18 protein-coding genes are annotated in these 21165 nt (G+C 70.1%); 8 read left to right on the forward strand and 10 right to left on the reverse strand.

All coding sequences use genetic code 11. The features are described from left to right. Positions 1-6: 6 nt before the first annotated feature. The 4 genes from lptD to QE438_RS02660 all read right to left on the reverse strand — a co-directional run bounded on the left by lptD (position 7) and on the right by QE438_RS02660 (position 4655). Positions 7-2436, reverse strand: coding sequence for an LPS assembly protein LptD (gene lptD / locus QE438_RS02645; RefSeq protein WP_306992764.1), 2430 nt, complete (start codon positions 2434-2436; stop codon positions 7-9). Positions 2437-2549: 113 nt separating this feature from the next. Further along, positions 2550-3458, reverse strand: coding sequence for a histone deacetylase family protein (locus QE438_RS02650; protein ID WP_130529370.1), 909 nt, complete (start codon positions 3456-3458; stop codon positions 2550-2552). Next, on the reverse strand, positions 3455-4018 hold the full coding sequence (locus QE438_RS02655; RefSeq protein ID WP_130519226.1) for a cob(I)yrinic acid a,c-diamide adenosyltransferase: 564 nt from the start codon (positions 4016-4018) through the stop codon (positions 3455-3457). The genes QE438_RS02650 and QE438_RS02655 overlap by 4 nt, the downstream gene beginning before the upstream one ends. Positions 4019-4034: 16 nt before the next feature. Continuing rightward, the gene (locus QE438_RS02660; protein ID WP_130529374.1) at positions 4035-4655 is read right to left on the reverse strand and encodes a hypothetical protein; all 621 of its coding nucleotides are present in this window, start codon (positions 4653-4655) and stop codon (positions 4035-4037) included. A 244-nt stretch (positions 4656-4899) separates the two neighbouring features. Between QE438_RS02660 and QE438_RS02665 the strand changes: the two genes are divergently transcribed. The 8 genes from QE438_RS02665 to QE438_RS02700 are packed head-to-tail and all read left to right on the forward strand — an operon-like array spanning position 4900 to position 15192. Then, positions 4900-5478 (forward strand): GspH/FimT family pseudopilin, encoded by a 579-nt coding sequence (locus QE438_RS02665; protein ID WP_306992760.1) that lies wholly within the window; start codon positions 4900-4902, stop codon positions 5476-5478. Continuing rightward, positions 5475-5960, forward strand: a complete 486-nt coding sequence (gene pilV / locus QE438_RS02670) for a type IV pilus modification protein PilV (protein ID WP_306992758.1) — start codon at positions 5475-5477, stop codon at positions 5958-5960. The genes QE438_RS02665 and pilV overlap by 4 nt, the downstream gene beginning before the upstream one ends. Further along, positions 5957-7150: a PilW family protein gene (locus tag QE438_RS02675; RefSeq protein WP_130519220.1), complete on the forward strand. Its 1194-nt coding sequence runs from the start codon at positions 5957-5959 to the stop codon at positions 7148-7150. The genes pilV and QE438_RS02675 overlap by 4 nt, the downstream gene beginning before the upstream one ends. Next, positions 7140-7619 carry a PilX N-terminal domain-containing pilus assembly protein gene (locus QE438_RS02680; RefSeq protein WP_130519218.1) on the forward strand — a complete coding sequence of 160 codons (480 nt, stop codon included), beginning with the start codon at positions 7140-7142 and terminating at the stop codon, positions 7617-7619. Before QE438_RS02675 ends, QE438_RS02680 begins: the two co-directional genes overlap by 11 nt. After that, entirely contained in the window at positions 7616-12331 is a 4716-nt protein-coding gene (locus QE438_RS02685; RefSeq protein ID WP_306992755.1) for a PilC/PilY family type IV pilus protein, read from the forward strand. Before QE438_RS02680 ends, QE438_RS02685 begins: the two co-directional genes overlap by 4 nt. A gap of 18 nt (positions 12332-12349) precedes the next feature. Beyond that, the gene (locus tag QE438_RS02690; RefSeq protein ID WP_306992753.1) at positions 12350-12763 is read left to right on the forward strand and encodes a type IV pilin protein; all 414 of its coding nucleotides are present in this window, start codon (positions 12350-12352) and stop codon (positions 12761-12763) included. A gap of 45 nt (positions 12764-12808) precedes the next feature. Beyond that, positions 12809-14017, forward strand: a complete 1209-nt coding sequence (gene ubiH / locus QE438_RS02695) for a 2-octaprenyl-6-methoxyphenyl hydroxylase (RefSeq protein ID WP_306992751.1) — start codon at positions 12809-12811, stop codon at positions 14015-14017. Beyond that, on the forward strand, positions 14014-15192 hold the full coding sequence (locus tag QE438_RS02700) for a UbiH/UbiF family hydroxylase (protein ID WP_306992749.1): 1179 nt from the start codon (positions 14014-14016) through the stop codon (positions 15190-15192). The genes ubiH and QE438_RS02700 overlap by 4 nt, the downstream gene beginning before the upstream one ends. A gap of 298 nt (positions 15193-15490) precedes the next feature. Here QE438_RS02700 and QE438_RS02705 read toward each other — a convergent pair whose 3' ends face one another. The 6 genes from QE438_RS02705 to QE438_RS02730 all read right to left on the reverse strand — a co-directional run bounded on the left by QE438_RS02705 (position 15491) and on the right by QE438_RS02730 (position 20804). Beyond that, positions 15491-16210 carry a hypothetical protein gene (locus QE438_RS02705; RefSeq protein WP_130534816.1) on the reverse strand — a complete coding sequence of 240 codons (720 nt, stop codon included), beginning with the start codon at positions 16208-16210 and terminating at the stop codon, positions 15491-15493. 150 nt (positions 16211-16360) lie between these two features. Then, positions 16361-17413, reverse strand: a complete 1053-nt coding sequence (gene rlmM / locus QE438_RS02710) for a 23S rRNA (cytidine(2498)-2'-O)-methyltransferase RlmM (protein ID WP_306992746.1) — start codon at positions 17411-17413, stop codon at positions 16361-16363. A 49-nt stretch (positions 17414-17462) separates the two neighbouring features. Then, positions 17463-17972 carry a GNAT family N-acetyltransferase gene (locus QE438_RS02715; protein ID WP_306992744.1) on the reverse strand — a complete coding sequence of 170 codons (510 nt, stop codon included), beginning with the start codon at positions 17970-17972 and terminating at the stop codon, positions 17463-17465. 53 nt (positions 17973-18025) lie between these two features. Beyond that, a complete protein-coding gene (locus QE438_RS02720) occupies positions 18026-18583 on the reverse strand; it encodes a nucleoside deaminase (protein ID WP_306992742.1) in 558 nt (185 codons plus the stop codon). Continuing rightward, a complete protein-coding gene (locus tag QE438_RS02725; RefSeq protein ID WP_306992740.1) occupies positions 18583-19026 on the reverse strand; it encodes a hypothetical protein in 444 nt (147 codons plus the stop codon). The genes QE438_RS02720 and QE438_RS02725 overlap by 1 nt, the downstream gene beginning before the upstream one ends. Further along, the gene (locus tag QE438_RS02730) at positions 19026-20804 is read right to left on the reverse strand and encodes a glutamine--tRNA ligase/YqeY domain fusion protein (protein ID WP_306992738.1); all 1779 of its coding nucleotides are present in this window, start codon (positions 20802-20804) and stop codon (positions 19026-19028) included. The genes QE438_RS02725 and QE438_RS02730 overlap by 1 nt, the downstream gene beginning before the upstream one ends. Positions 20805-21165 lie beyond the last annotated feature (361 nt).

The following is a 21165-nucleotide window of genomic DNA, read 5'->3' on the forward strand; positions in this document are numbered from 1 at the left end:
ATGTCTTCAGAACGGATCGGAACCGGTGTCGTCGTTGTCGTCGAGATCCGGGGCGGCGACGCTGGGAGGCACCAGATACAGGTCGTCGCGGTAATAGCCGAGAATACCACGGCGCAAGGTCTTGTCCGTGTTCTGACCCAGCGAGGACAGGCCCTTGAGCACGAACTCCATCTGGATCTGGTTGTCCGAATCGCCTTGGCGATTGCGCACGTAATGGCGGCCGAGCAGGCGCACGGCCAGGCAGCAGCTGTCCCACTGCACGCCGCCGATCGCTTCCAGCACCTTGTTGTCCTGGAAGGAGTAGTAGTAGCGCCCGACCACGCTCCACACCGGGTTGATCGGGTAGAGGAAGGACAGGTCGGCCTGCTTGAGCAGGTCGCGGCGGTAGCGGTAGGACAGGTTGACCACGCCGTCGTTGCCGATCAGATAGCGCGAACGGAAGCTGATCAGGTCGGCGCGGCTGTTCTTGGCGTCGTACTGGTAGGACGCGCCCAGCGTCCAGCGGTCGGTGGGCATGTAGTTGGAGTCGACGATCCAGGCCGACTTGCCCTTCTCGATCGGCTGCGAGTTCTGGTTCAGCAGGACATTGGAATCCTCGAAATAGAGGATCTGGCCCAGGCTGATGTTGAACTTCTCCAGGCCGTCGGTCTGGCGGATGCTGCGGCTGGTCAGCGCCAGGGTCAGCTGGTTGGCATCGGTCTGGCGGTCGGCGCCGGAGAAGCGGTTGTCGCGGAACAGCTGGCCCCAGCTATAGGTCATGTCGCCGGTGTCGAACAGCGGCAGGTTGTTCTGGTTGCGGTAGGGCACGTTGAGGTAGTACAGCCGCGGCTCCAGCGTCTGCAGGTAGGGCGTGTCCCCCCACTGCGTGTCGCGGTCGAAGAACAGCCCGGCGTCCACCGTGGCGATGGGCGTGGAGCGGGTCGGCGAACGGTCGCCGCCGAGCTTGTCGGCCAGGCCCTGCTCCAGGTGGTAGGCGGTGTAGCGATAGGCCAGGCCGGGCTCGATGAACCAGGCCGCCCCGCGCAGCGGCAGCGACACGTAGGGCTTGAGGTCCAGGCGGCTGCCGCCGTCCTTCTCGCTGTGGTCGAAGCGGCTCAGGTCGCTCTTGAAGCCCACGGTCAGCCAGTCCAGCACCGGCCGGTCGTAGTTGAAGAACAGCCGCGGCAGGCTGTTGTAGGGCAGTGTGGCCTTCTTGACCGTGTAATCGGCCGAGGTATAGGTGATCGCCTCGGCGCCGGCGTTCCAGTACTGGGAGCGCCCGTAGATGCCCACGGTGTTGGTCAGGGCCGAGGTGGCATAGCCATAGCCGCCGTTGGTGCCGTTGGAGATGCCGCCGTTGTCTTCCAGATAGCGCGAGTCGCTGATCCAGGAGAAGTCGGCGCGGGCCTGCCAGGTGCTGCTGAGGTCGTGATGGCCGCGGAAACGGAAGAAACCGCGGTTCTTGTCCTGCAGCGGATCGTTGTAGATGTTCTCGTTGCCGCTGCCGGGCAGGGCGTTGGCGTAGTCGCGGGCGCGGCGGCGCACCAGGTCGTCGCTGGGCATCCAAGCGCCTTCCAGCTTGCCTTCGCCGCCGTGGTAGAGGTAGCGGAACTCGCCGCCGAACACCACGCCGCGGTCGCTCATGTAGCGCGGATACAGCGTGGAGTCGTAGTTGGGCGCCAGGTTGAGGTAGATCGGCTGCTCGTAGCTCAGGCCGTTCTTGCCCGACAGGCCCACGCGCGGGAACAGCAGGCCGGTCTGGCGGCGGTCGTCGATCGGGAACTTGAACCAGGGCGCGTACAGGATCGGCACGCTGCCGATGCGCACCACCGCGTGGTGCGCGGTGGCGAAGCCTTCGTCGGTGTTGACGTCGATCTCGCGCGAGCGCAGGTACCAGCGCTGCCAGGCCGGGTCTTCCGGGTCGCAGGTGGTATAGGTCGAGCCCATCAGCTCGCCCTGCGGGCCGACCATGTTGATCGTGTCGGCCACGCCGTTGCCGCGGCGGGAGATCAGCTGGTACTGCACGTCCTCGATGTGATGCGAGTCGTCGTTCTGATTGCCGCTCGCGCGCTTGGCGATGACGCGGATGCCCGAGTCCTGGTAGCGCACGTTGCCATCGGCGGTATAGGTGCCTTCTTCCTGATTGAGGAAAAGGTTGTCGGCATTGAGGAACTGATCGCCGCGGATCAGGCGCACATTGCCCTGGTAGTTGGCGGTGCCGTCGATGTTGTTGCCGTTGAGCGTGTCGCCGGTCACATCGGTGGGCAGCAGCTGGCTCTGCTGGCGCTGGGCGGCCTGATCCTTCGGCGCGACGGCCGCAGGCGCCCCGTCGAAGGCGGGGATCGCATCCTGGACCGGGCACAGCGCGTAGCTGACGGGTTTTTCATCCGCGGCCATGGCCGGCAGGGCCAGGGCAATGCTGAACGGAATGGGCAGCAGGCGAAAGGCTCGGCGCACGCGTTGGGGAATCCGGACGAAAAACGGCCGTTAGCTTGCCGTATCGGGATGGAGGGGGCAATGAAGACGCGCCGACAACGGCTGGCTCGGGTTCAGGGCAGGCCCGGCGGCGGTCAGCGCAGCGCGGCCACGTGCGCGCTGGCGCACTCGCGCAGAGCATCCAGGTCGTAGCCGCCTTCCAGCGCCGAGACGATGCGGCCGCCGGCGTGGGTCTGCGCGATCTGGCGCAGGCGCCGGGTGATCCAGTCGAAATCCTCGGTGTCCAGCATCAGGTCGGCCAGCGGATCGCGCATATGGGCGTCGAACCCGGCCGAGATCATGACCAGCTGCGGGCGGAAGGCCTCGATCGCCGGCAGCATCCGGTCCTCCCATAGGTTGCGGAAGGCGAAGCTGCCGCTGCCCGGCGGCAGCAGGGCGTTGAGCACGTTGCCGACGCCGCGTTCGGACGGGGCCCCGCTGTAGGGGAACAGCCCCGACTCGTGGCTGCTGAAGTAGGCCACCCGCGGGTCGTCCTGGAAGATGGCCTGGGTGCCGTTGCCGTGGTGCACATCGAAATCCACCACCGCCACGCGCTCCAGCCGGTGGTGCTCGCAGGCATAGGCCGCGCCGATGGCGATGTTGTTGAGCAGGCAGAAGCCCATCGCCGTGCTGGCCGTGGCGTGGTGGCCGGGCGGGCGCACGGCGCAGAAGGCGACCGGGTCGCGCCCGTCCATCACCGCATCGACCGCGGCGATCACCGCCCCGGCCGCGCGCAGCGCCGCGGCGCGCGAGCCCGGGCTGACCACCGTGTCCGGGTCGAGCATCACATGCCCGCTGAAATCGTGTTCCATCACCGCCTGGATGTGCTCGGGCGTGTGGACCCGGCGCAGGTCGCCGAGCTTGGCCGAGGGCGCCTCCCGCCAGTCCAGGTCGCCGTGGTCGCGGCGCAGCGCCTCCAGCACGACCTCCAGCCTGGCCTGGCGTTCGGGATGCTCGGGGCCGGGGTCGTGGCCAAGGCAGGCCGGGTGGGTGAGGATGATCACGGCGCGGCGAGCCGGCGCCGGTGGTCCCACAGCACTTCGCCGGCGCCATCGGCGCGGGCCAGCACGCGGGCCAGCACGAACAGCAGGTCCGAGAGCCGGTTGAGATAGCCGATCGCCTCCGGCCGCACCGGCTCCAGGCGCGACAGCGCGACGGTCTCGCGTTCGGCCCGGCGCACGATGGTGCGGGCCAGGTGGCAGCGCGCGGCCGCCTCACCGCCGGCCGGCAGGATGAAGTCCTTCAGCGGCGGCAGGTGCTCGTTGTAACCGTCCAGCTGGCGCTCCAGCGCGTCCACGTCGGCCGCGGTGATGGCCGCATGGCCCGGGATGCACAGCTCGCCGCCCAGGTCGAACAGCTGATGCTGGACCGTGGTCAGCAGGGCCTGGATGTCGTCGGCCACGCCGGGCGCGGCCAGCACCACGCCGATGGCCGAGTTGGCCTCGTCCACGGTGCCGTAGGCACTCACCCGGGCCGAATCCTTGCCGGTGCGGCTGCCGTCGCCCAGGCCGGTGGTGCCGTCGTCTCCGGTCCGCGTATAGATGCGCGACAGGCGGTGTCCCATGCGCGGCGCGCCGGCTTCAGCCGGCGGTGCGGTCCTGCGGGCGGGCCAGGCGCACGACCTGCTGCACGCCCACATGGACGATCACGCCCAGGCCGACGTAGATGGCGGTGCTGCGCAGGAAGGGCCAGAACCAGTCGGAGTAGTTCTTCCACCAACCGGCCAGCGTCGCCGGCTGCGGCACGCTGTCGCTGAGCCAGTAGAAGCTGCCCTGACTGATCAGGTGGCATACCGCCACCGAGGCCACCAGCGCCACCACGGCCACGCCGAGGGTGCGCTCCTGGCGCAGGCGGACGGCGGCGCGCGCGGTCAGGCTGCCGCCGAGCCACAGGGCCAGATAGGCCGGCACCAGGCACCAGTAGGCCGGCGAGACGCAGTAGTGCTTCCAGAACTCCAGGCCCTGGCCGGTGATGACGGCGTAGTCCACGCCCACCGCCAGCGCCATGAACAGCGGGAAGGCCCAGCGCGACCAGCCGCGCAGGTAGAACCCGGCCATGAAGAACACCGCCCAGGAGGCGTCGGGCAGCGCGCCGATGTGCGTGGACAGCGCCGGCAGGTGCAGGCGGGTGGCGATCATCACGGCGGCCAGCAAGGCCAGGATGGCCGCGCGCGGGCCGGTACGGGTGGGGAGCGGGGTCATGGTGGCAGTCTGGTGCATGAACGGCGATTCTACCGTGCGCGTCCCCAGGCGTGGGGGCGCCATCCGTTCACGGCGCGCCGCCGACCGCTCATCGGTGTCGCGGGCGCGCTCCTGCCGTTGCTTGCCCGCGCTGCGTGCCGGCGACACATGCCGTAAAAGACGGACATCGGCCGCGCCTTAGCCGGGATTAGCGTGCGCCCGCGCTCGCCAAGCCGTGGAGGTGCCCGGCTCGTGCGCAGGGGGCATGCCGGTGGATGCTTGCGGACGGTTCGGAAGGGGGGCCAGGGCCTGGCGCGCGGGAGGATGGCGCGGCCGGAGCGCGGGCTTCACCCTGCTCGAGCTGATGGTCGTGGTGGTGGTGCTCGCCATCCTGGCGGCCATCGCCTTTCCCAGTTTCAAGTCGGTCATCCAGCAGACCCAGCTGACGACCCAGGCCAATTCGCTGGTGGCGGGGCTGGCCCTGGCCCGCTCCGAGGCCATCCGCACGATCCAGGCGTCCGGGCTGTGTCCCAGCGCCGACGGCAGCAGCTGCGCGGCCGGCTGGTCCGGCGGCTGGCTGGTGTGGGACGACACCAATGGCGACGGCGTCCTGAGCGCGGGCGAGCCGGTGGTGCGCTACGAGGCCGGCAACGACCGGCTGCAGCTGAGCGGGACCGGCGGGGCGGTGGTGAACTTCGATTCGCGCGGGCGCCGCGCCTCCGGCGTGGATCAGGTGCTGAGCCTGCAGCCGGTGGACTGCGCGAGCGGCGCGACGGGACTGCGCCGCGACATCACCGTGGCCGCGACCGGCTCGGTGAAGGTGGTCTCGGGAGCCTGCTCGTGAAGGCTGTGACCTATCCGGTGAGTGCCCACGCTCGAAACCAGGGTGGCTTCACCCTGCTGGAGGTCCTGATCGCCCTGCTGGTGCTGGCGGTCGGGCTGCTCGGCTTCGCGATGCTGCAGGTGGTCAACGTGCGCTACACCGAGAGCGCCAACTACCGCACCAAGGCCACGCAGCTGGCCGACACCTTGCTGGACCAGGTGCGCGCGGATCGCAAATCCGTCGCGGCCTACGCCACCACGTATACCGGGACCGCCGACGCCAGCGCCTGCGCGCTGGCGACCGGCGCGATGACTGCGGCGACCTTCAAGACGCTCTGGCAATGCCAGCTGGGTCGCGCGCTCGGGGCCGATGCCTCGGCCACTGTCACCCAGACGCCCAGCGGCGATGCGACGACGCTGACGGTGTCGATCAGCTGGACCGACGATCGCGGCAACGCCGCCTCGACTGGCCAGCAGGTCTTCAGCACGAGCACGACGCTATGAGCCGCCTTCGCCGGACATCCCGCTCCAGGCAGGCGGGCCTGTCGCTGATCGAGCTGATGATCGCCCTGCTGATCGGCTTGCTGCTGCTGCTGGGCGTGGTGCAGGTCTTCTCGGCCTCCAGCAACGCCTATCGCCTGGCCAAGGCGCAGGCGCGCCTGCAGGAGGGCGGGCGCTTCGCCATGGACTACCTGAGCCGGGACCTGCGCATGGCCGGGCACATGGGCTGCAGCAGCGACACCATCCTGACCCGCGACGGATCCTCGCTGCTGACCACGCGCACCACCTTCGGCGCCGGCGCCGACGCCGCGCTGCAGTTCAACTTCGCCGTGCGCGGCTATGGGGCGAACGGGACCACGCCGGGGACCACGGTGACCCTGAGCAGCACCCCCACCGTGGGCGGCAGCTTCACCCCGGCGCTGCCCGCGCAGATCGCCGCCGCCTTGACCAACCGCGTCGCCGGCAGCGACATCCTGGTGCTGCGCTATCTGGAAGGGCAGGGCCTGCCCATCGCCACGGCGGTCAACGGCGCGACCCCCACGTTCGCCATCTCGCCCAGCGCCGCGGACTGGACGCTGTTCAAGGGCGGCATCGCAGCGCCCGGCCTGTTCGGCATCACCACCTGCGACAACGCCATCGTCTTCCAGGCCGCCGCCGTGTCTCCGGCGGCGAGCGTGTCGGTCGGGGCGACGGCGCTCAATGCCGGCCTGGCCAACGTCAACTTCAAGTTCCCGCAGGGGGCCGAGCTGTATCGCGCCGAGAGCGAGGTGTACTACGTCGGCCTCAACAGCCAGACCCAGCGTCCCTCCCTGTATCGGGTCCGCTTCACGGCCGCGCCGGGCGGCGCGCTGACCACCCAGTCCGAGGAACTGGTCGAAGGCGTGGAGAACATGCAGCTGCTCTACGGTCAGGATCAGGCCTCCGGCACCACGCCCAGCGGCGCGGTGACCCAACTGCTGACCTCGGCCCAGGTCGATGCCTCGATGGGCGATCCGGAGAAGGCCTGGCGCCGGGTGGTCAGTGTGCAGATCGGGCTGGTGATGGCCAGCCCGGAACCTGCGTCGGCCACCCAGGCCACGGCCGACAACCGCCTGACCACCCAGGGCGTCACCTTCATCACGCCGGACGATGCGCGCGCGCGCTCGGTCTACCAGTCCACCGTCACGTTGCGGAACCGCCTCTATGGAAACTGAGCGCAAGCTCCGTGCGCCGCGCACGCCGGGCCGGCAGGCCGGCGCGATCCTGTATGTCGCCCTGGTCATGCTGTTGCTGCTGGCCCTGCTGGGGCTGAGCGGCATGACGGTGGCCTCGATGCAGGAAAAGATGGCCTCCAACTACCGCCAGTCCGATCTGGCCTTCCAGAACGCCGAGGCGCAGGCCAGGCAGAAGGAGGCCGCGCTGAAGGCCTCGGCCCTCTCCGTGACCAAGGACAGCACGGCCTGCACCTTCGATGCCCTGGCGTGGTCGCGCACGCAGGGCGCCGCCAATGCGGTGTACGTGCGTCGCCTGGTCTGCGACGCCACCACCGGCACCTCGAGCAACCTGGGGGCCACGCTCGACGCAAGCTCGGTCGGCAGTGCCTACGAGATCACCTCGCTGGCCGTCGACACGCCCTCCAGCCCGGCCGCGACCGCGGTCGTCCAGACGATCTACATCCCATGACCTCCCCGGACCTGCCCGCCCGCGCTCCGCTGCGGCTGTTGCGCGCCGTGGCCGCGATCGCATTGCTGCTGATGGTGTTCATGCCGCTGCTGGCGTCCACCAGCGACTTCGCCATGTCGCAGAGTCCGATGTATCTGGGCGACAGCGAGCCGCCGCTGATGATGATGGTGATGTCGCGCGACGAGCAGCTGTTCAACCGCGCCTACTCGGATTACACCGACCTGGATGGCGACGGGCGGATCGACACCACCTATACCGACACCTTCAGCTATTCCGGCTACTTCGATCCCAATCTCTGCTACGCCTACACCGGCTCGGTGTTCAAGGCGGCCGCCGCGGCCAGCGGGGCCAATGCGCACCAGTGCGCGGGGACCTGGTCGGGCAACTTCCTCAACTGGGCCACGATGAGCCGGCTGGACCTGCTGCGCTATGTGCTGTACGGCGGCAAGCGCAGCACCGACACGGTCGGCAGCAAGGGCGCCTACCAGACCATCCTCGAGCGGTCCTATGTGCCCAACGACCTGCATGCCTGGGTGAAGGTGTATTCGGGCAGCGACATCGGCCAGTACACGCCGTATACCTCCACCATGTCCTTCTGCAACGCCTCGCTGTCGGTCGGCGGGGCGCCGCTGATGCGCGCGGCCGCCGGCAGCTATACCGAATGGGCGGCCACCTCGAACAGCCAGTGCACGGTGGGCTCGACTACCGACGACCCGAGCAGCGTGAAGCAGGATTTCAGCGTCCGCGTGGACGTGTGCGACAACAGCGATGCCAGCCTGCGCGAGTCGTTCTGCCGCAGCTACAGCGACGGCACCTACACCTACTACCGGCCTGCCGGGCTGCTGCAGCAGTACGGCGAGAGCGGCAAGCTGCGCTTCGGCCTGATCAGCGGTACCTACGACCAGCCGCGCGCCGGCGGCGTGCTGCGCCGGAACATCGGGCGCTTCGCCGGCAACGGTACCAGCGCCTGCGCCACCGGCGATGAGGTCAACACCCAGAACGGGCGCTTTTGCTACCTGATCAGCACCGCCGCCGGCGACGAGGGCATCGTCAAGGCGGTGGACAACTTCACGATCAGCTACAAGAACGGCGCCAGCACGGTCGGCTGGACCGGCTCGGTCTGGAACGACTGCGGCACCTACGGCATCCTCAACCGCAACGGCTATCCCGCCGGCGCAGGCAACGGCTATCTGAACGACCCGGGCAACAGTTCCGGCTACGCCTGCAGCGCCTGGGGCAATCCGCTGGCGGAGATGTACGGCGAGGCGCTCAAGTACATCGCCGGCGGCAGCAAGACCGCGGCCTTCGGCACCAACAGCAGCGCCGACAGCGCGCGCAGCATTCCGGTGGGGCTGACCTGGAAGGATCCCTACGGCGCGGCCTCCGGCAACGGGCTGGGCTATTCCTACTGTTCCAGCTGCAGCATCCTGGTGCTGTCCTCCGGGGTGCCTTCGTTCGACAGCGACGAGATCCCCACCGTCACCGGCAGGAGCAGCAGCCTCAGCCTGGATGCGGACTCGGCGACCAAGACCGTGGGCGATGACGAGGGCATCACCGGCGGCAGCTATTTCGCCGGCCGCATCACCAATACGCTGGCGGTGGGCGCACCCGCGGACACCTATGCCGACTACTGCCAGTCGCAGACGGTGACCAGCCTGGGCAAGGTGCTGGGCCTGTGCCCGGATGCGCCTTCCACCGAAGGCAGCTACCGCATCGCCGGCCTGGCCTTCAAGGCGGCCACCACCGACCTGCGTCCGGACCTGGTGGGCAGCAACGGCAAGACCGCCAGCTACAAGAACGTGGTGCGCACCTACGCGGTGCAGATGGCCGAGAGCCTGCCCACCTTCAGGATTCCGGTCGGCGGCTCCTTCATCACCATCTCGCCGGTGTGCCAGGCCAACAACAATGGCTCGGCCACCGCGACCAGCAGCGGCTGGCGCACCTGCACGCTGGGCAACATCGGCGCCGGCAAGACCGCCTCACAGGTCTCGCCGCGCTATGTCTATGGCCGCGACCTGCAGTACGACGGCAGCGGCAATCTGGTCGCCGGCAGCTACAAGATCGTGTGGGAGGACTCGCTGTGGGGCAACGACCACGACAACGACGTGGTCACCATGCTCAGTTTCTGCGTGGGCAGCGCCTGCACCAGCACCGGCGGCGTCAACGATGCGACCTATGCCGGCTACGACATCTGCTGGCGCTCGGATTCGACCCTGTGCACCGGCAGCGGCGACAAGCCGGCGGTGGGTGGTGGCCAGATGATGCTGCGCGTCGAGCTGCTGTCGGCCTATGCGGGCAACGCGCTGCTCTCCGGCTTCACCGTGACCGGCTCCGGGGCCGACGGCACCTACCGCGATCTGCTGCGCCCGGGCAGCAACGATGGCTCCTACCTGACCGCCACCAGCGCGCAGTACGGCCGGTGGAGCCGGCCCAAGGTCTATCTGTTCAATACCGGCAGCGGCAATACCGGCGTGCTGCAGAACCCGCTGTGGTTCGCGGCCAAGTACGGCAACTTCACCGACCGCAACGGCAACGGCAAGCCCGACGCGGGCGAATGGGACAGCGCCACCAGCGGCACGCCGGATGGTTACTTCCTGGCGCGCGATCCGACCAAGCTCAAGACGCGCCTGCAGCAGATCTTCGATTCGGCCGCCAGCAGCGCGGTGGCGGTGTCCGGCAATTCGTCCAGCAGCAGCATCGACAGCAGCGCGTTCTCGGTCTATGCCTCGTTCGCGGCGGGCAGCGACAACGACTGGACCGGCGATGTCATCGCCACCTCGCTGCAGACCAAGGCCCGGCTGTGGTCGGCGGCCAACAAGCTCGACGCCGTCGCCAGCCCGGACACCAGCCGCAACCTCTTCACCGCGATCGCGCCGACCCTGATCCGGGGCGATGGCAGCGTCAGCATGGCGGTCAAGACCGGCGCGCTGGTCTCGACCAACATCCCCGGCGGCTCGCGGACCGCGCAGATGGCGGCCCTGGGCCTGAACACCGGCGACAGCGATACCCAGGCCTGGCTGGGCAGCACCACGGTCGACAGCCTGCTGGCGTATCTGAAGGGGCAGAGCAACAGCACGCTGCGCACGCGTTCCTCGCGGCTGGGCGACATCGTCAATTCCGGCCCGGTAGTCTCGCTGCCGACCGACGACTACGGCTATGGCGCGGCCTGGGGCTCGGCCACGGGCCTGACCGGCCTGGCCACCAGCTACAAGGCCTTCCTGACCAGGAAGGCCGGCCGCACGCCGGCCGTTTACGTGGGGGCCAACGACGGCATGCTGCACGGCTTCGACGCCAGCACCGGCAACGGCGGCAATGAGCTGTTCGGCTTCGTGCCCTACAGCGCACGCCAGCATCTGGGCGAACTGGCCGACCCGGTAACCAGCACCACCAACGCCACCAGCGGCTTCCAGCATCGCTATTACGTCGACGGGCCGGTGTCGGTGGGCGATGCCTACTACGGCGGCGCCTGGCGCACCGTGGCGATCGGGTCGACCGGCGCGGGCGGTGCCAGCGAGACCAACGCCGGCACGCTGCCGCAGGGCTCGGTGTTCGCGCTGGACGTCACCGATCCCACGGCGGTCAGCGCGGCCAGCGTGCTGTGGGAGCTGTCCGGCCAGAACGATGCCAATCTGGGCCAGGTGCTCGGGTCGGCCGTGGTGGTGCCGGTCAAAACCAGCAGCGGCGTGCGCTTCGTGGCGATCTTCGGCAACGGCGCCAATTCGGTGAACGGCAACCCGGTGCTGTACGTGGTCGATGTCGGCACCGGCCAGGTGATCAGCAGGCTGGCCCCGACCGCGGGCGCGTACCTGGGCAAGAACGGCATCGTCAACGTGGCGGTGGCCGCACTGGGCAACGGCCAGGGCCTGGCCGACACCGTCTATGCCGGCGACCTGCGCGGCAACGTGTGGAAGTTCGACCTCAGTGCCACCGATCCGTCCGCCTGGTCGGTGGGCTTCGGCGGCAAACCGCTGTTCAGCGCCGTCGACGCGAACGGCAACGAGCAGCCGATCACCGGCCATCTGCTGCTGAAGGAGGCCGCCTCCGGCGCCGGCGGGGTCATGGTGTACTTCGGCACCGGCCGCTACTTCGTCAACGGCGATGCCTCCAGCGTCAGCGTGCAGAGCCTGTACGGCATCCAGGACAACCTGGGCACGCCGGTCGGCGGCCGCTCGGCGCTGGTCGGGCAGAGCGTCACCGCGACCAGCTCGCCCTCGTCCAACTACGCCGCGCGCGCGGTATCGAGCAACCCGGTCAACTACGCCAACAGCCGCGGCTGGTATGTGGACCTGGAGGTCGGCTCGGATGCGCAGGGCGAGCGCTTCATCGGCACGCCTTATCTGCTCAGCGGCGTGGTGTATTTCGCCACCTATACGCCCACGGTAGGCAATAACTGCTCGGGTGGCGGCGAGAACTGGCTGTACGGGCTGGGCGTGCTGACCGGCGGCGGCGCGATGTCGGGACTGACCGATGCCAACGGCAACGCGATCTGCACCGCCAGCTGCGGCGCGGTCAGCGCCAGCGCGTCCTCCAACACCTCGGCCACGGCCACCTCGACCGCGCCGGTGCTGTCGCTGGGTTGGCTGCGCGGCGTGGAAAGCGCGGGCACGCAGCAGACCGGCCAGTGCACGGTCGCCGGCATCGCCAACGGCAGCGTCACCGGCCTGTACGGCAGCGTGCCGTGCGGGCGCCAGTCCTGGCGTCAGCTCAAATAACCCGGGAAGAGAGGCGCAATGAGGATGTCCAGCAAGCACGATAGCGTGCGCGGCTTCACCCTGGTGGAGCTGATGATCGTGGTGGCGGTGGTCGCCATCCTGGCGGCGATCGCCTATCCGTCCTATACGCGCTACGTGCTGCGCAGCTACCGGGCGCAGGCCAAGGCGGATCTGGCCGAGTATGCCGGCCTGGCCGAGCGCTTCCATACCGCCAACAACACCTATCTCGGCTTCGCCCTGCCGAACAACGCTTCGCCGCGCGAGGCCACCAGCCCGCGCTACACCTTGGTGCTGTCCGGTCAGGGCGCCAGTACTTTCACGCTCACCGCCACGCCCACGCCGGTCCAGGCGGCGGACAGCTGTGGCGCGCTGAGCATCAACCAGGCCAACGTCAAGACCGCCTCCGGCGACACCGTCGCCAACTGCTGGTAAACGGTTCACCACAAGCCCGGATGGGTCAGGTCGTATCATGGCGACATGAGTGCACGACATGATGTGGTGATCGTCGGCGGCGGCCTGGTCGGGGCCAGTCTGGCGATCGCGCTGGACCGGCTGGGGCGCGATGTCGCCCTGATCGAGGCGACGCCGTCGGGACAGATGCCGGCGGTGTTCGACGAGCGCAATCTCAGCTTCGCCGCGGCCACGGTCAATGCGCTGACCGCGCTGGGCGTGATGTCCCGGCTGCACGCGCCCACCGGCGCGATCCGGCGCATCCACGTCAGCCGCCGCGGCGATTTCGGCCGCGTGCTGCTGGAGGCGGCCGATTACGGGCGCGAGGCCTTCGGCCAGGTGGTGGTCGCGCGCGACTTCGGCCAGGCGTTGGAAGAGACGCTGGACGCCTGTTCGCATGTGACCCGCTACCGGCCGGCGCGCTTCGTTGCGCTGGCCGGCCTGGCCGACGGCCTGCGCCGGGTGCGTATCGCCACCGACGCGGGCGAGCAGGAGCTGCGCACGCCGCTGCTGGTCGGCGCCGATGGCAGCGCCAGCAGTGTGCGCGACGCGCTGGGCATCGAGGCGCAGCGCCACGATTACGGCCAGCGCCTGTTCGTGGCGCGTGTGCGCACCAGCCGCGCCCCGGACGGCAGCGCCTGGGAGCGGCTGACCGACGATGGCCCGACCGCGCTGCTGCCGCGCGGCGATCGCCATTACGGGCTGATCCATGCGGTGCGCGAAGACGATGCCGAGGCGGTCGCAGCGCTGGACGAGGCGGCGTGGCTGGCGCGGGTGCAGGCGGTGTTCGGCTGGCGCGCCGGGCGCTTCATCGCCAGCGGGCCGCGCAGCGGCTATCCGATCGTACGCGTACTGGCCCAGCGCACCGTCGCGCCGCGCGCCGTGCTGCTGGGCAATGCCGCGCAGACCATCCATCCGCTCGGCGCGCAGGGCTTCAACCTGGGCCTGCGCGATGCGCTGACCCTGGCCGAGCTGATCGCCGCCGGCGACGACCCGGGCGAGGACGCGCTGCTGGCCGACTACGCCGCGCGGCGCGGTCCGGACCGCGAGCGCACGCTGCGCTTCTCCGATGGCCTGGCGCGGCTGACCAGCAATGCGGCGCCGCTGCTGCGGCCGCTGCGCAGCGCCGGGCTGCTGGCCATCGACCGGATGCCGAGCCTGCAGTCGATGCTGGTCGGCGGGGCGATGGGCTTCGCCGGCGACGTGCCGGCGCTGTGTCGGGAGGCGGCGCCATGAGTCGGCGCGCCCGCAGCGATGTGATCGTGGTCGGCGGCGGCGTGGTCGGCGCGGCCTGCGCGTTGGGCCTGGCCCAGCGCGGGCTGGAGGTGGTGCTGATCGAAGGCCAGGCGCCGACACCGTGGTCGGCGCAGGCGCCGGACCTGCGCGTCTACGCCTTCGCCCCGGACAACGCGGCCCTGCTGCAGCGCCTGGGCGTCTGGGACGCGGTGCGCCGCGCGCGTGCCCAGCCGTACCGCCGCATGCGCGTGTGGGATGCGGCCGGCGGCGGCGAGCTGATGTTCGACGCCGACCGCCTGGGCCGACGCGAGCTGGGCTGGCTGATCGAGCACGGCCTGCTGGCCGATCGCCTGTGGGCCGCGCTGCCCGCGGCCGGCGTGCAGCTGCGCTGCCCGGCGCGGGTGGAGGCGATGGAACAGGACGCGGCCGGCGTGCGCCTGACCCTGGACGACGGCGCGCGGCTGGAGGCCCGGCTGGTGATCGCCGCCGACGGCGCGGCCTCCACCTTGCGCGAGCTGGCCGGGCTGGGCACGCAGGGCCACGACTATCGCCAGCGCGGCGTGGTCGGCTACATCCGCACCGAACGCCCGCACGAGGACACCGCCTGGCAGCGCTTCCTGCCGACCGGGCCGCTGGCCGTGCTGCCCTGCACCCAGGGACGCAGTTCGATCGTGTGGACCTTGCCGCAGGCCGAGGCCGCGCGCGTGCTGGCGCTGGAGGAGGACGCGTTCTCGCGCGAGCTCACCCAGGCCTTCGCCGGGCGGCTGGGCGAGATGGTGGTCGATTCGCCGCGCGCGGCCTTCCCGCTGCGGCTGCAGCTGGCGCGTCAGTACGTCGAGGGCCGCCTGCTGCTGGTCGGCGACGCCGCGCACGCGGTGCATCCTCTGGCCGGGCAGGGCGTCAACCTGGGACTGCGCGATGTGGCCGGCTTGCTGGACAACGTGGCCCAGGCCCAGGCGCGGCAGGCGCCGTGGGACGGCGCGCACCGGCTGCAGCGCTGGGCGCGCACGCGCCTGAGCGAGAACGCCGTGGCCGCCTACACCTTCGACGGCATCAACCGCCTGTTCTCCACCGACGAGCTGCATACCACCCTGGCGCGCGGCCCGCTGCTCGGTCTGGCCGGCAGGCTGCCGCCGCTGACCGACCTGCTGTGGCGCCGCGCGGCGGGGCTATGACGCGGCGCTGCTGTTGGTAGAGCGGAGCTTGCTCCGCTGTTTTTCGGCCAGGTCGCTTGGAGAGCCTCAGCGGAGCGAGCTCCGCTCTACAGGCAGTTCCTTCAACCCGCCCTCGGTGGTGGGGGCGATGGCGTCGGCGCCGAACCGTTGAGCGCGTTGCGGGGCGCGGCGGGGCTCTGACGCGGCGTTGCTGTTCGTAGAGCGGAGCTTGCTCCGCTGTTCTTCGGCCAGGTCGCTTGGAGAGCCTCAGCGGAGCGAGCTCCGCTCTACAGGTGTTGGCATCTGCCGTCCGCTGCAATTACGGCAGGAAGGGGAACACCAGCTTCAGCAGTCCCTTCAACCCGCCCTCGGCGGTGGAGGCGATGGCCTTGGCGCCCAGGCTGTTGAGCGCGTTGCGGGCATCGACCCAGCGCAGCTTGGTGACGTCCTTCTGCAGCAGGTCGGCCACCTCAGCCGCGGTCGGCTGCAGCTTCTTCAGCTCGCGCGTGATCGCGGCCGGGTCGGGCTGCAGATAGCCCCACTTCTCGGCGATCTTCAGCAGCGTGTCGAAGCGCACCGCCACCACCTCGCGGTTGCGCTCGTACACCGGCAGCGCGCCGACGTCGAGGATGGCCTGTTCGAACTGCTGCGCATCGTCGGGATGCTCGACGCGGATGGCGAGGAAGCCCTCCTTCTTGGCGCGCTCGCTGACGTGCTTGGCGCCCGAGCGCAGGTTGTCCTCGGTCAGCACCGTGGCCACGATCCGCTGCAGGGCCGCGTCGGGTTCCTCGGGCACCAGGGCGCGCCAGCGCGCATAGCCGTCGCGGCGCAGGCTCTTGACCCGCGTGGCAGTGATGCGCAGCTGCAGCGCGGCGGCGGCGTTTGAGCTGTCGCGCGGGATCGCGCCATCGCGCTCGAGCAGCACGAAGGTCAGCAGTTCCAGGTCGCGCTTGTTCAGCGACCCGAAGCCCTGCATCAGCGACAGGCGCAGGAACTCCTCGGCGAACCCGGCCGGGTCCTTGAGCTGGATCGGTTGCATGGCACGGCCCTCCCTTTGACGGAGGTCAGCATCGCATGGGGCGATTGCAGCGGCTGAGACCGTCAGGGCTGGCGATCACGGGTTGAGCGAAGTGGGCAATGCGTCAAGCCACGCGCCCAAGCGTCGTCGCCTACCGCTACAGCGCGGTGCTCACTTCTCGCCCTTGGAGGCGAACACCGTGATCTCCTCACGGTCGTGATACAGCTGCTTGGCGCGCAGGGTGCGCAAGCCACCGGACTGGGTGCGCAGGATCTCCAGGCACAGCACGGTCTCGTCCCAGCGCTTCTTCATCGGCAGCTTGAGGTTGAACACGCTGTGCCGGCACCAGCCCTCGCGCAGCCAGGTGGCCATGCGCTCGGCCACGCGGCGCGGCTGCTCGACCATGTCGCAGACCATCCAGTCCAGCGGCTGGGCGGGCTTCCAGTGGAAGCCGTCGGCGCGCAGATGGGTGACCAGGCCGGTGTCGAGCACGTGCTGGCGCAGCGGGCCGTTGTCGATGCTGGTGACCTGCAGCTGCTGGCGGGTGAGCACCCAGGTCCAGCCGCCCGGGGCGGCGCCCAGGTCGGCAGCGCGCATGCCGGCGCGCAGCAGCGCGGCGCGCTCGTCGGCATCGAGCAGGGCCAGGAAGGCTTCCTCCAGCTTCAGCGCCGAGCGCGACGGCGCCTCGGGCAGCAGGCGCAGGCGCGGGATGCCCAGCGGCCAGGGCGCGGCATCGCCTGGCTGAGCCAGGCCCAGCAGCGCGTGATCGCCGGCGACGAACAACACGTGCAGGCGCGGCAGCCGCGGGTCTTCCTTAGGGCTGAGCAGGCCGGCCTTGCGCAGCGCCGGACGCAGCGCGTTGCCGAAGCTGCGCGCCAGCCCGGCCAGCGGCTTGGCCGTGTCCGAATCCGGGTGCTCCACCCACACATCGCCGAGCCGGGGCAGGCCGTCCAGCGCGGCCAGCATCGGCGTGATGCGGTCGGCCGGGTCCAGCCCGCGCAGCTCGGCGATCAGCGCCAGCTTCTGGCGCGCGAACACCAGCGTGCGCCAGGGCAGGGCCTCGGCCAGCCCCGCGTCCTCGCAGGCGAAGACCGCATAGCCGTCGTTGCGCTGGGTGCGGGCGTAGCCGGCCAGCCCGGCCTCGGCCGCGCGCTGGGTCAGCTCGGCCGCCAGCTCCGGCTCGAAGCCCTGGCGGCAGTAGCACAGCAGGCCGATGGTCTTCATGCCTGCCTCCGGCGTGCGCACGGCTGCGAGCCGCCCGTTGCGTGGCCGCTCATGGGCCCGGCGCCTGCAGCGCCAGCCGCATCAGGAGCTGGTCCTCATCCACGCCGTCCCGGCGCACGGCGCACGGTTCGATCCCGTAGACGGCGAAGCCGGCCTGCTCGTACAGGCGGCGGGCCGGCAGGTTGCCGGCGACCACGGTCAGCAGCAGCGTCTCGATGCCGCTGTCGCGCGCCTGCGCGATCAGCTGCGAGAGCAGGCGGCCGGCGATGCCCTGGCGGCGATGCGACGCGCGCACCACCACGCTGCGGACCTCGGCGACGTGGCGCCGCGCCCGCCGCGAGAAACGCACCGTGCGCATGAAGCCCACCAGCCGCTCGCCGTCGAAGGCGCCGGCATAGCGGATGTCGGCATCGGCCAGTTCGGCCTCGAACTGCGCCACCGGCGTGGCCTCGATCTCGGCGGCCGTCGACAGGAAGGCCTCGGGCGTTTCCTCCAGCCCGGCCACGCGACACGCCTTCAGCGCGGCCGCATCGGCCACCGTCAAGGGGCGGATCGTCACGGCCGGGCGGACGCGGGCGGGGGCTGCGTTCGCGGACATCGAAGCGATGGTCTTCAGTACTGCGGGCCGTGCTGGCCGTAGTGGGCCAGCACCGCGCGGGCGTCGTGGCGGTGCAGGTCGCGCACGACCTCGATGCCGCGCTTGCCCAGCTCGCCGACCCAGTCGGCCGGCAGCGGGCCTTCGTCGAAGTCGGTCAGCGATTCGACGTCCTCGGCGCGCGCGCCGATCAGCAGCCGGTCGATGCCGGCCCACACCGTGGCGCCGAAGCACTGGCAGCAGGGCTGGGCCGAGGTGGCCAGCGCGACCGGGCCGGACAGCACCGCGTTGAGGCGGAAGCTCTGCGTGCGCTGCTGGGCCAGCATGTAGGCCATGTTCTCGGCATGGGCCAGCGAGGTGTTGTGCGGCACCACGCGGTTGACGCCGGCCGCGACGATGCGGTCGCCGTCGAACACCACCGCGCCGAACGGGCCGCCGCTGGCGTGCTCGACGTTCAGCCGCGACAGGGTGATGGCCAGCGCCACCTTGTCGGCATCGCTGGCGTAGGCGTGACCCAGGTCCACGGCGTCGTGGACCCAGGCGGGCAGGGTGAGATGGACCTGGGCGTAAAGCATCAGCGGATCTGCAGCGGTGCGGGGGAAGGAGAATTCAGGCTACCGGCGCCGTCGCCCGCCGGCTGGCAGGTGCCGGCCTGGCACTGGCAGGCGCTGATCGGGCGGAAGCCGCAGATGCCCATGCGGCCGCTGGCCTGGCACTGCGCCTGGACCGCGGCCGGGTCGGTGGGGCTGTCCACATTGACGCAGGCCGGCAGTTCGCCGCAGCAGCTGCCGATGTTCTTGACCACGCACTGCGCGTCGCTGGTGCACTGGGTCTGGACCTTGGCCGGCGTGCTGGGGGGGCGCGAAGGCGCGGGCGTGGCGTTCGAGCCGGTCTGCGTGCTGGGAGCCGGGGCCGGGGCGGGGTTGGCCGGCACGGCCTGGGTATTGGCCGGCGCGGCGCAGCCGGCCAGCAGCACGGCGGCCAGCAGCGGGGCGAGCAGGGCGCGCCAGGAACGCATCACGCCTGCGCCGCCCAGGTGTCGCGCAGGGTCACGCTGCGGTTGAACACCGGCTTGTCCGCGGTGTGGTCGCGGCGGTCGGCGACGAAGTAGCCGGTGCGCTCGAACTGGAACGACTGCTCCGGCGCGGCCTGGGCCGCGGCCGGCTCCACGAAGCCGGCGACCACGCGCTTGGACTCGGGGTTGAGGTAGTCGCGGTAGGTCTTGCCCTCGCTCTCGTCGTCCGGCTTGGCCACCGAGAACAGGCGATCGAACAGCCGGATTTCCGCCGCCACGCCCGCCTTGGCATCGACCCAGTGGATCGTGCCCTTGATCTTGCGGTTGGCGCCTTCCATGCCCGGGCGCGACTCGGGATCGAGCGTGCCGTGCAGCGCGACGATCCGGCCATCGCCGTCCTTGATGACCTCTTCGCACTTGATGATGCCGGCGCCGCGCAGGCGCACTTCGCCGCCGGGCACCAGGCGCTTCCAGCCCTTGGGGGGCACCTCGGCGAAGTCCTCGCGCTCGATCCACAGCTCGCGCGAGAACGGCACCTGGCGCGTGCCGGCGGCCTCGTCCTTGGGGTGGTTGGCGAAGGTCAGCGACTCGGCGTGGTCCTCGGGCAGGTTGGTCAGCACCAGCTTGAGCGGGTCGATCACCGCCATGCGCCGCGGCGCGCTGGCGTCCAGGTCGTCGCGCAGGCAGCCTTCCAGCACCGAGAAATCGATCACCGAGTTCTGCTTGGAGATGCCCACGCGATCGACCAGCAGGCGCAGGCTCGCCGGGGTGTAGCCGCGGCGGCGCAGGCCCTGCAGCGTGTACATGCGCGGATCGTCCCAGCCTTCGACCAGGCCCTCGGTGACCAGCGTGGTCAGCTTGCGCTTGCTCATCACCGTGTAGTTGATGTTCAGGCGCGAGAACTCGATCTGGCGCGGCCGGTCGGCTTCCCTGGGGAAGCCCTTGTCCAGCAGCGGCTGCAGCAGCTCGGGGTGGCCGACCAGGTCGACCTTCTCCACGCACCAGTCGTACAGCGGGCGATGGTCCTCGAACTCCAGCGTGCACAGCGAATGGGTGATGCCTTCCACCGCATCGCTGAGCGAATGGGCGAAGTCGTACATGGGGTAGATCGGCCAGGCGTTGCCGGTGTTCTGGTGCTCGACGTGCTTGATCCGGTAGAGCGCCGGGTCGCGCAGGTTGATGTTGCCGCTGGCCATGTCGATCTTGGCGCGCAGCGTGCGCGCGCCGTCGGGGAACTCGCCGGCGCGCATGCGGCGCAGCAGGTCCAGGTTCTCCTCCACGCTGCGCTCGCGCCAGGGCGAGTTGCGGCCCGGCTCGGTCAGCGTGCCGCGGTACTCGCGCACCTGCTCGGCGCTGAGGTCGCAGACGAACGCATCGCCCTGCTTGACCAGCTTCTCGGCGGCCAGATAGAGCACGTCGAAGTAGTCCGAGGCATGGCGCAGGTTGGCCCAGTCGAAGCCCAGCCAGCGCACGTCGTCCTGGATGGCGGCGACGAACTCGGGGTCTTCCTTGGCCGGATTGGTGTCGTCCAGGCGCAGGTTGCACACCCCGCCGAACTCGGCCGCCACGCCGAAGTCCAGGCAGATCGCCTTGGCGTGGCCGATGTGCAGATAGCCGTTGGGCTCGGGCGGGAAGCGCGTGCGCACGCCCTGATGGCGGCCCTGGGCCAGGTCCTCGCGCACGATCTGGCGGATGAAATCGCGCTTCTCCGCCGGCGCCTGGGCGTCGGGGGCGCGGGTTTCGGGCGCGGAATCGGCGGAAGCGGCAGGCGTATCGGACATGGGCAGCGGCAAGACGAGATCTAAACGCGAAGTCTAGCCCAAGCGGCCGCAGGCCCTCCGCCCGAAGTCTCGCGCTGCGCGCCCGGATAGGCGCCGCAGTCGAAGCCTTGTTCGAGCGCTGTAGGAACTCGGTGGAGGCTCGCTAGGAGCTTGGTAGGAGCTCGGTGGGAGCCGCCATGGCGGCGATAGGGCTCTACCCAGACGGCTTGGGGACTCCCGGTAAGGCCCCATCGCCGCCATGGCGGCTCCTACCTCCTACCTGTAGAGCGGAGCTTGCTCCGCTGGGGCCGTCCCCGCGAACCGAACGAAAAGCAGCGGAGCAAGCTCCGCTCTACAGGTAGGCCGCTGCGAGGTTTGAGGA

The organism is Pseudoxanthomonas sp. SORGH_AS_0997 (genome assembly GCF_031453535.1).
Classification (GTDB): domain Bacteria; phylum Pseudomonadota; class Gammaproteobacteria; order Xanthomonadales; family Xanthomonadaceae; genus Pseudoxanthomonas_A; species Pseudoxanthomonas_A winnipegensis.

Excerpts from the sequence above, each read along its gene's own strand:
- QE438_RS02700 (WP_306992749.1), top strand. The coding sequence starts at position 14,014 with ATGAGTCGGCGCGCCCGCAGCGATGTGATCGTGGTCGGCGGCGGCGTG.
- rlmM (WP_306992746.1), bottom strand. The coding sequence starts at position 17,413 with ATGAAGACCATCGGCCTGCTGTGCTACTGCCGCCAGGGCTTCGAGCCG.
- QE438_RS02730 (WP_306992738.1), bottom strand. The coding sequence starts at position 20,804 with ATGTCCGATACGCCTGCCGCTTCCGCCGATTCCGCGCCCGAAACCCGC.
- QE438_RS02665 (WP_306992760.1), top strand. The coding sequence starts at position 4,900 with ATGCCGGTGGATGCTTGCGGACGGTTCGGAAGGGGGGCCAGGGCCTGG.
- QE438_RS02680 (WP_130519218.1), top strand. The coding sequence starts at position 7,140 with ATGGAAACTGAGCGCAAGCTCCGTGCGCCGCGCACGCCGGGCCGGCAG.
- QE438_RS02655 (WP_130519226.1), bottom strand. The coding sequence starts at position 4,018 with ATGGGACACCGCCTGTCGCGCATCTATACGCGGACCGGAGACGACGGC.
- QE438_RS02720 (WP_306992742.1), bottom strand. The coding sequence starts at position 18,583 with ATGCTTTACGCCCAGGTCCATCTCACCCTGCCCGCCTGGGTCCACGAC.
- QE438_RS02705 (WP_130534816.1), bottom strand. The coding sequence starts at position 16,210 with ATGCAACCGATCCAGCTCAAGGACCCGGCCGGGTTCGCCGAGGAGTTC.
- QE438_RS02690 (WP_306992753.1), top strand. The coding sequence starts at position 12,350 with ATGAGGATGTCCAGCAAGCACGATAGCGTGCGCGGCTTCACCCTGGTG.
- QE438_RS02725 (WP_306992740.1), bottom strand. The coding sequence starts at position 19,026 with ATGCGTTCCTGGCGCGCCCTGCTCGCCCCGCTGCTGGCCGCCGTGCTG.
- QE438_RS02685 (WP_306992755.1), top strand. The coding sequence starts at position 7,616 with ATGACCTCCCCGGACCTGCCCGCCCGCGCTCCGCTGCGGCTGTTGCGC.
- QE438_RS02660 (WP_130529374.1), bottom strand. The coding sequence starts at position 4,655 with ATGACCCCGCTCCCCACCCGTACCGGCCCGCGCGCGGCCATCCTGGCC.
- QE438_RS02675 (WP_130519220.1), top strand. The coding sequence starts at position 5,957 with ATGAGCCGCCTTCGCCGGACATCCCGCTCCAGGCAGGCGGGCCTGTCG.
- ubiH (WP_306992751.1), top strand. The coding sequence starts at position 12,809 with ATGAGTGCACGACATGATGTGGTGATCGTCGGCGGCGGCCTGGTCGGG.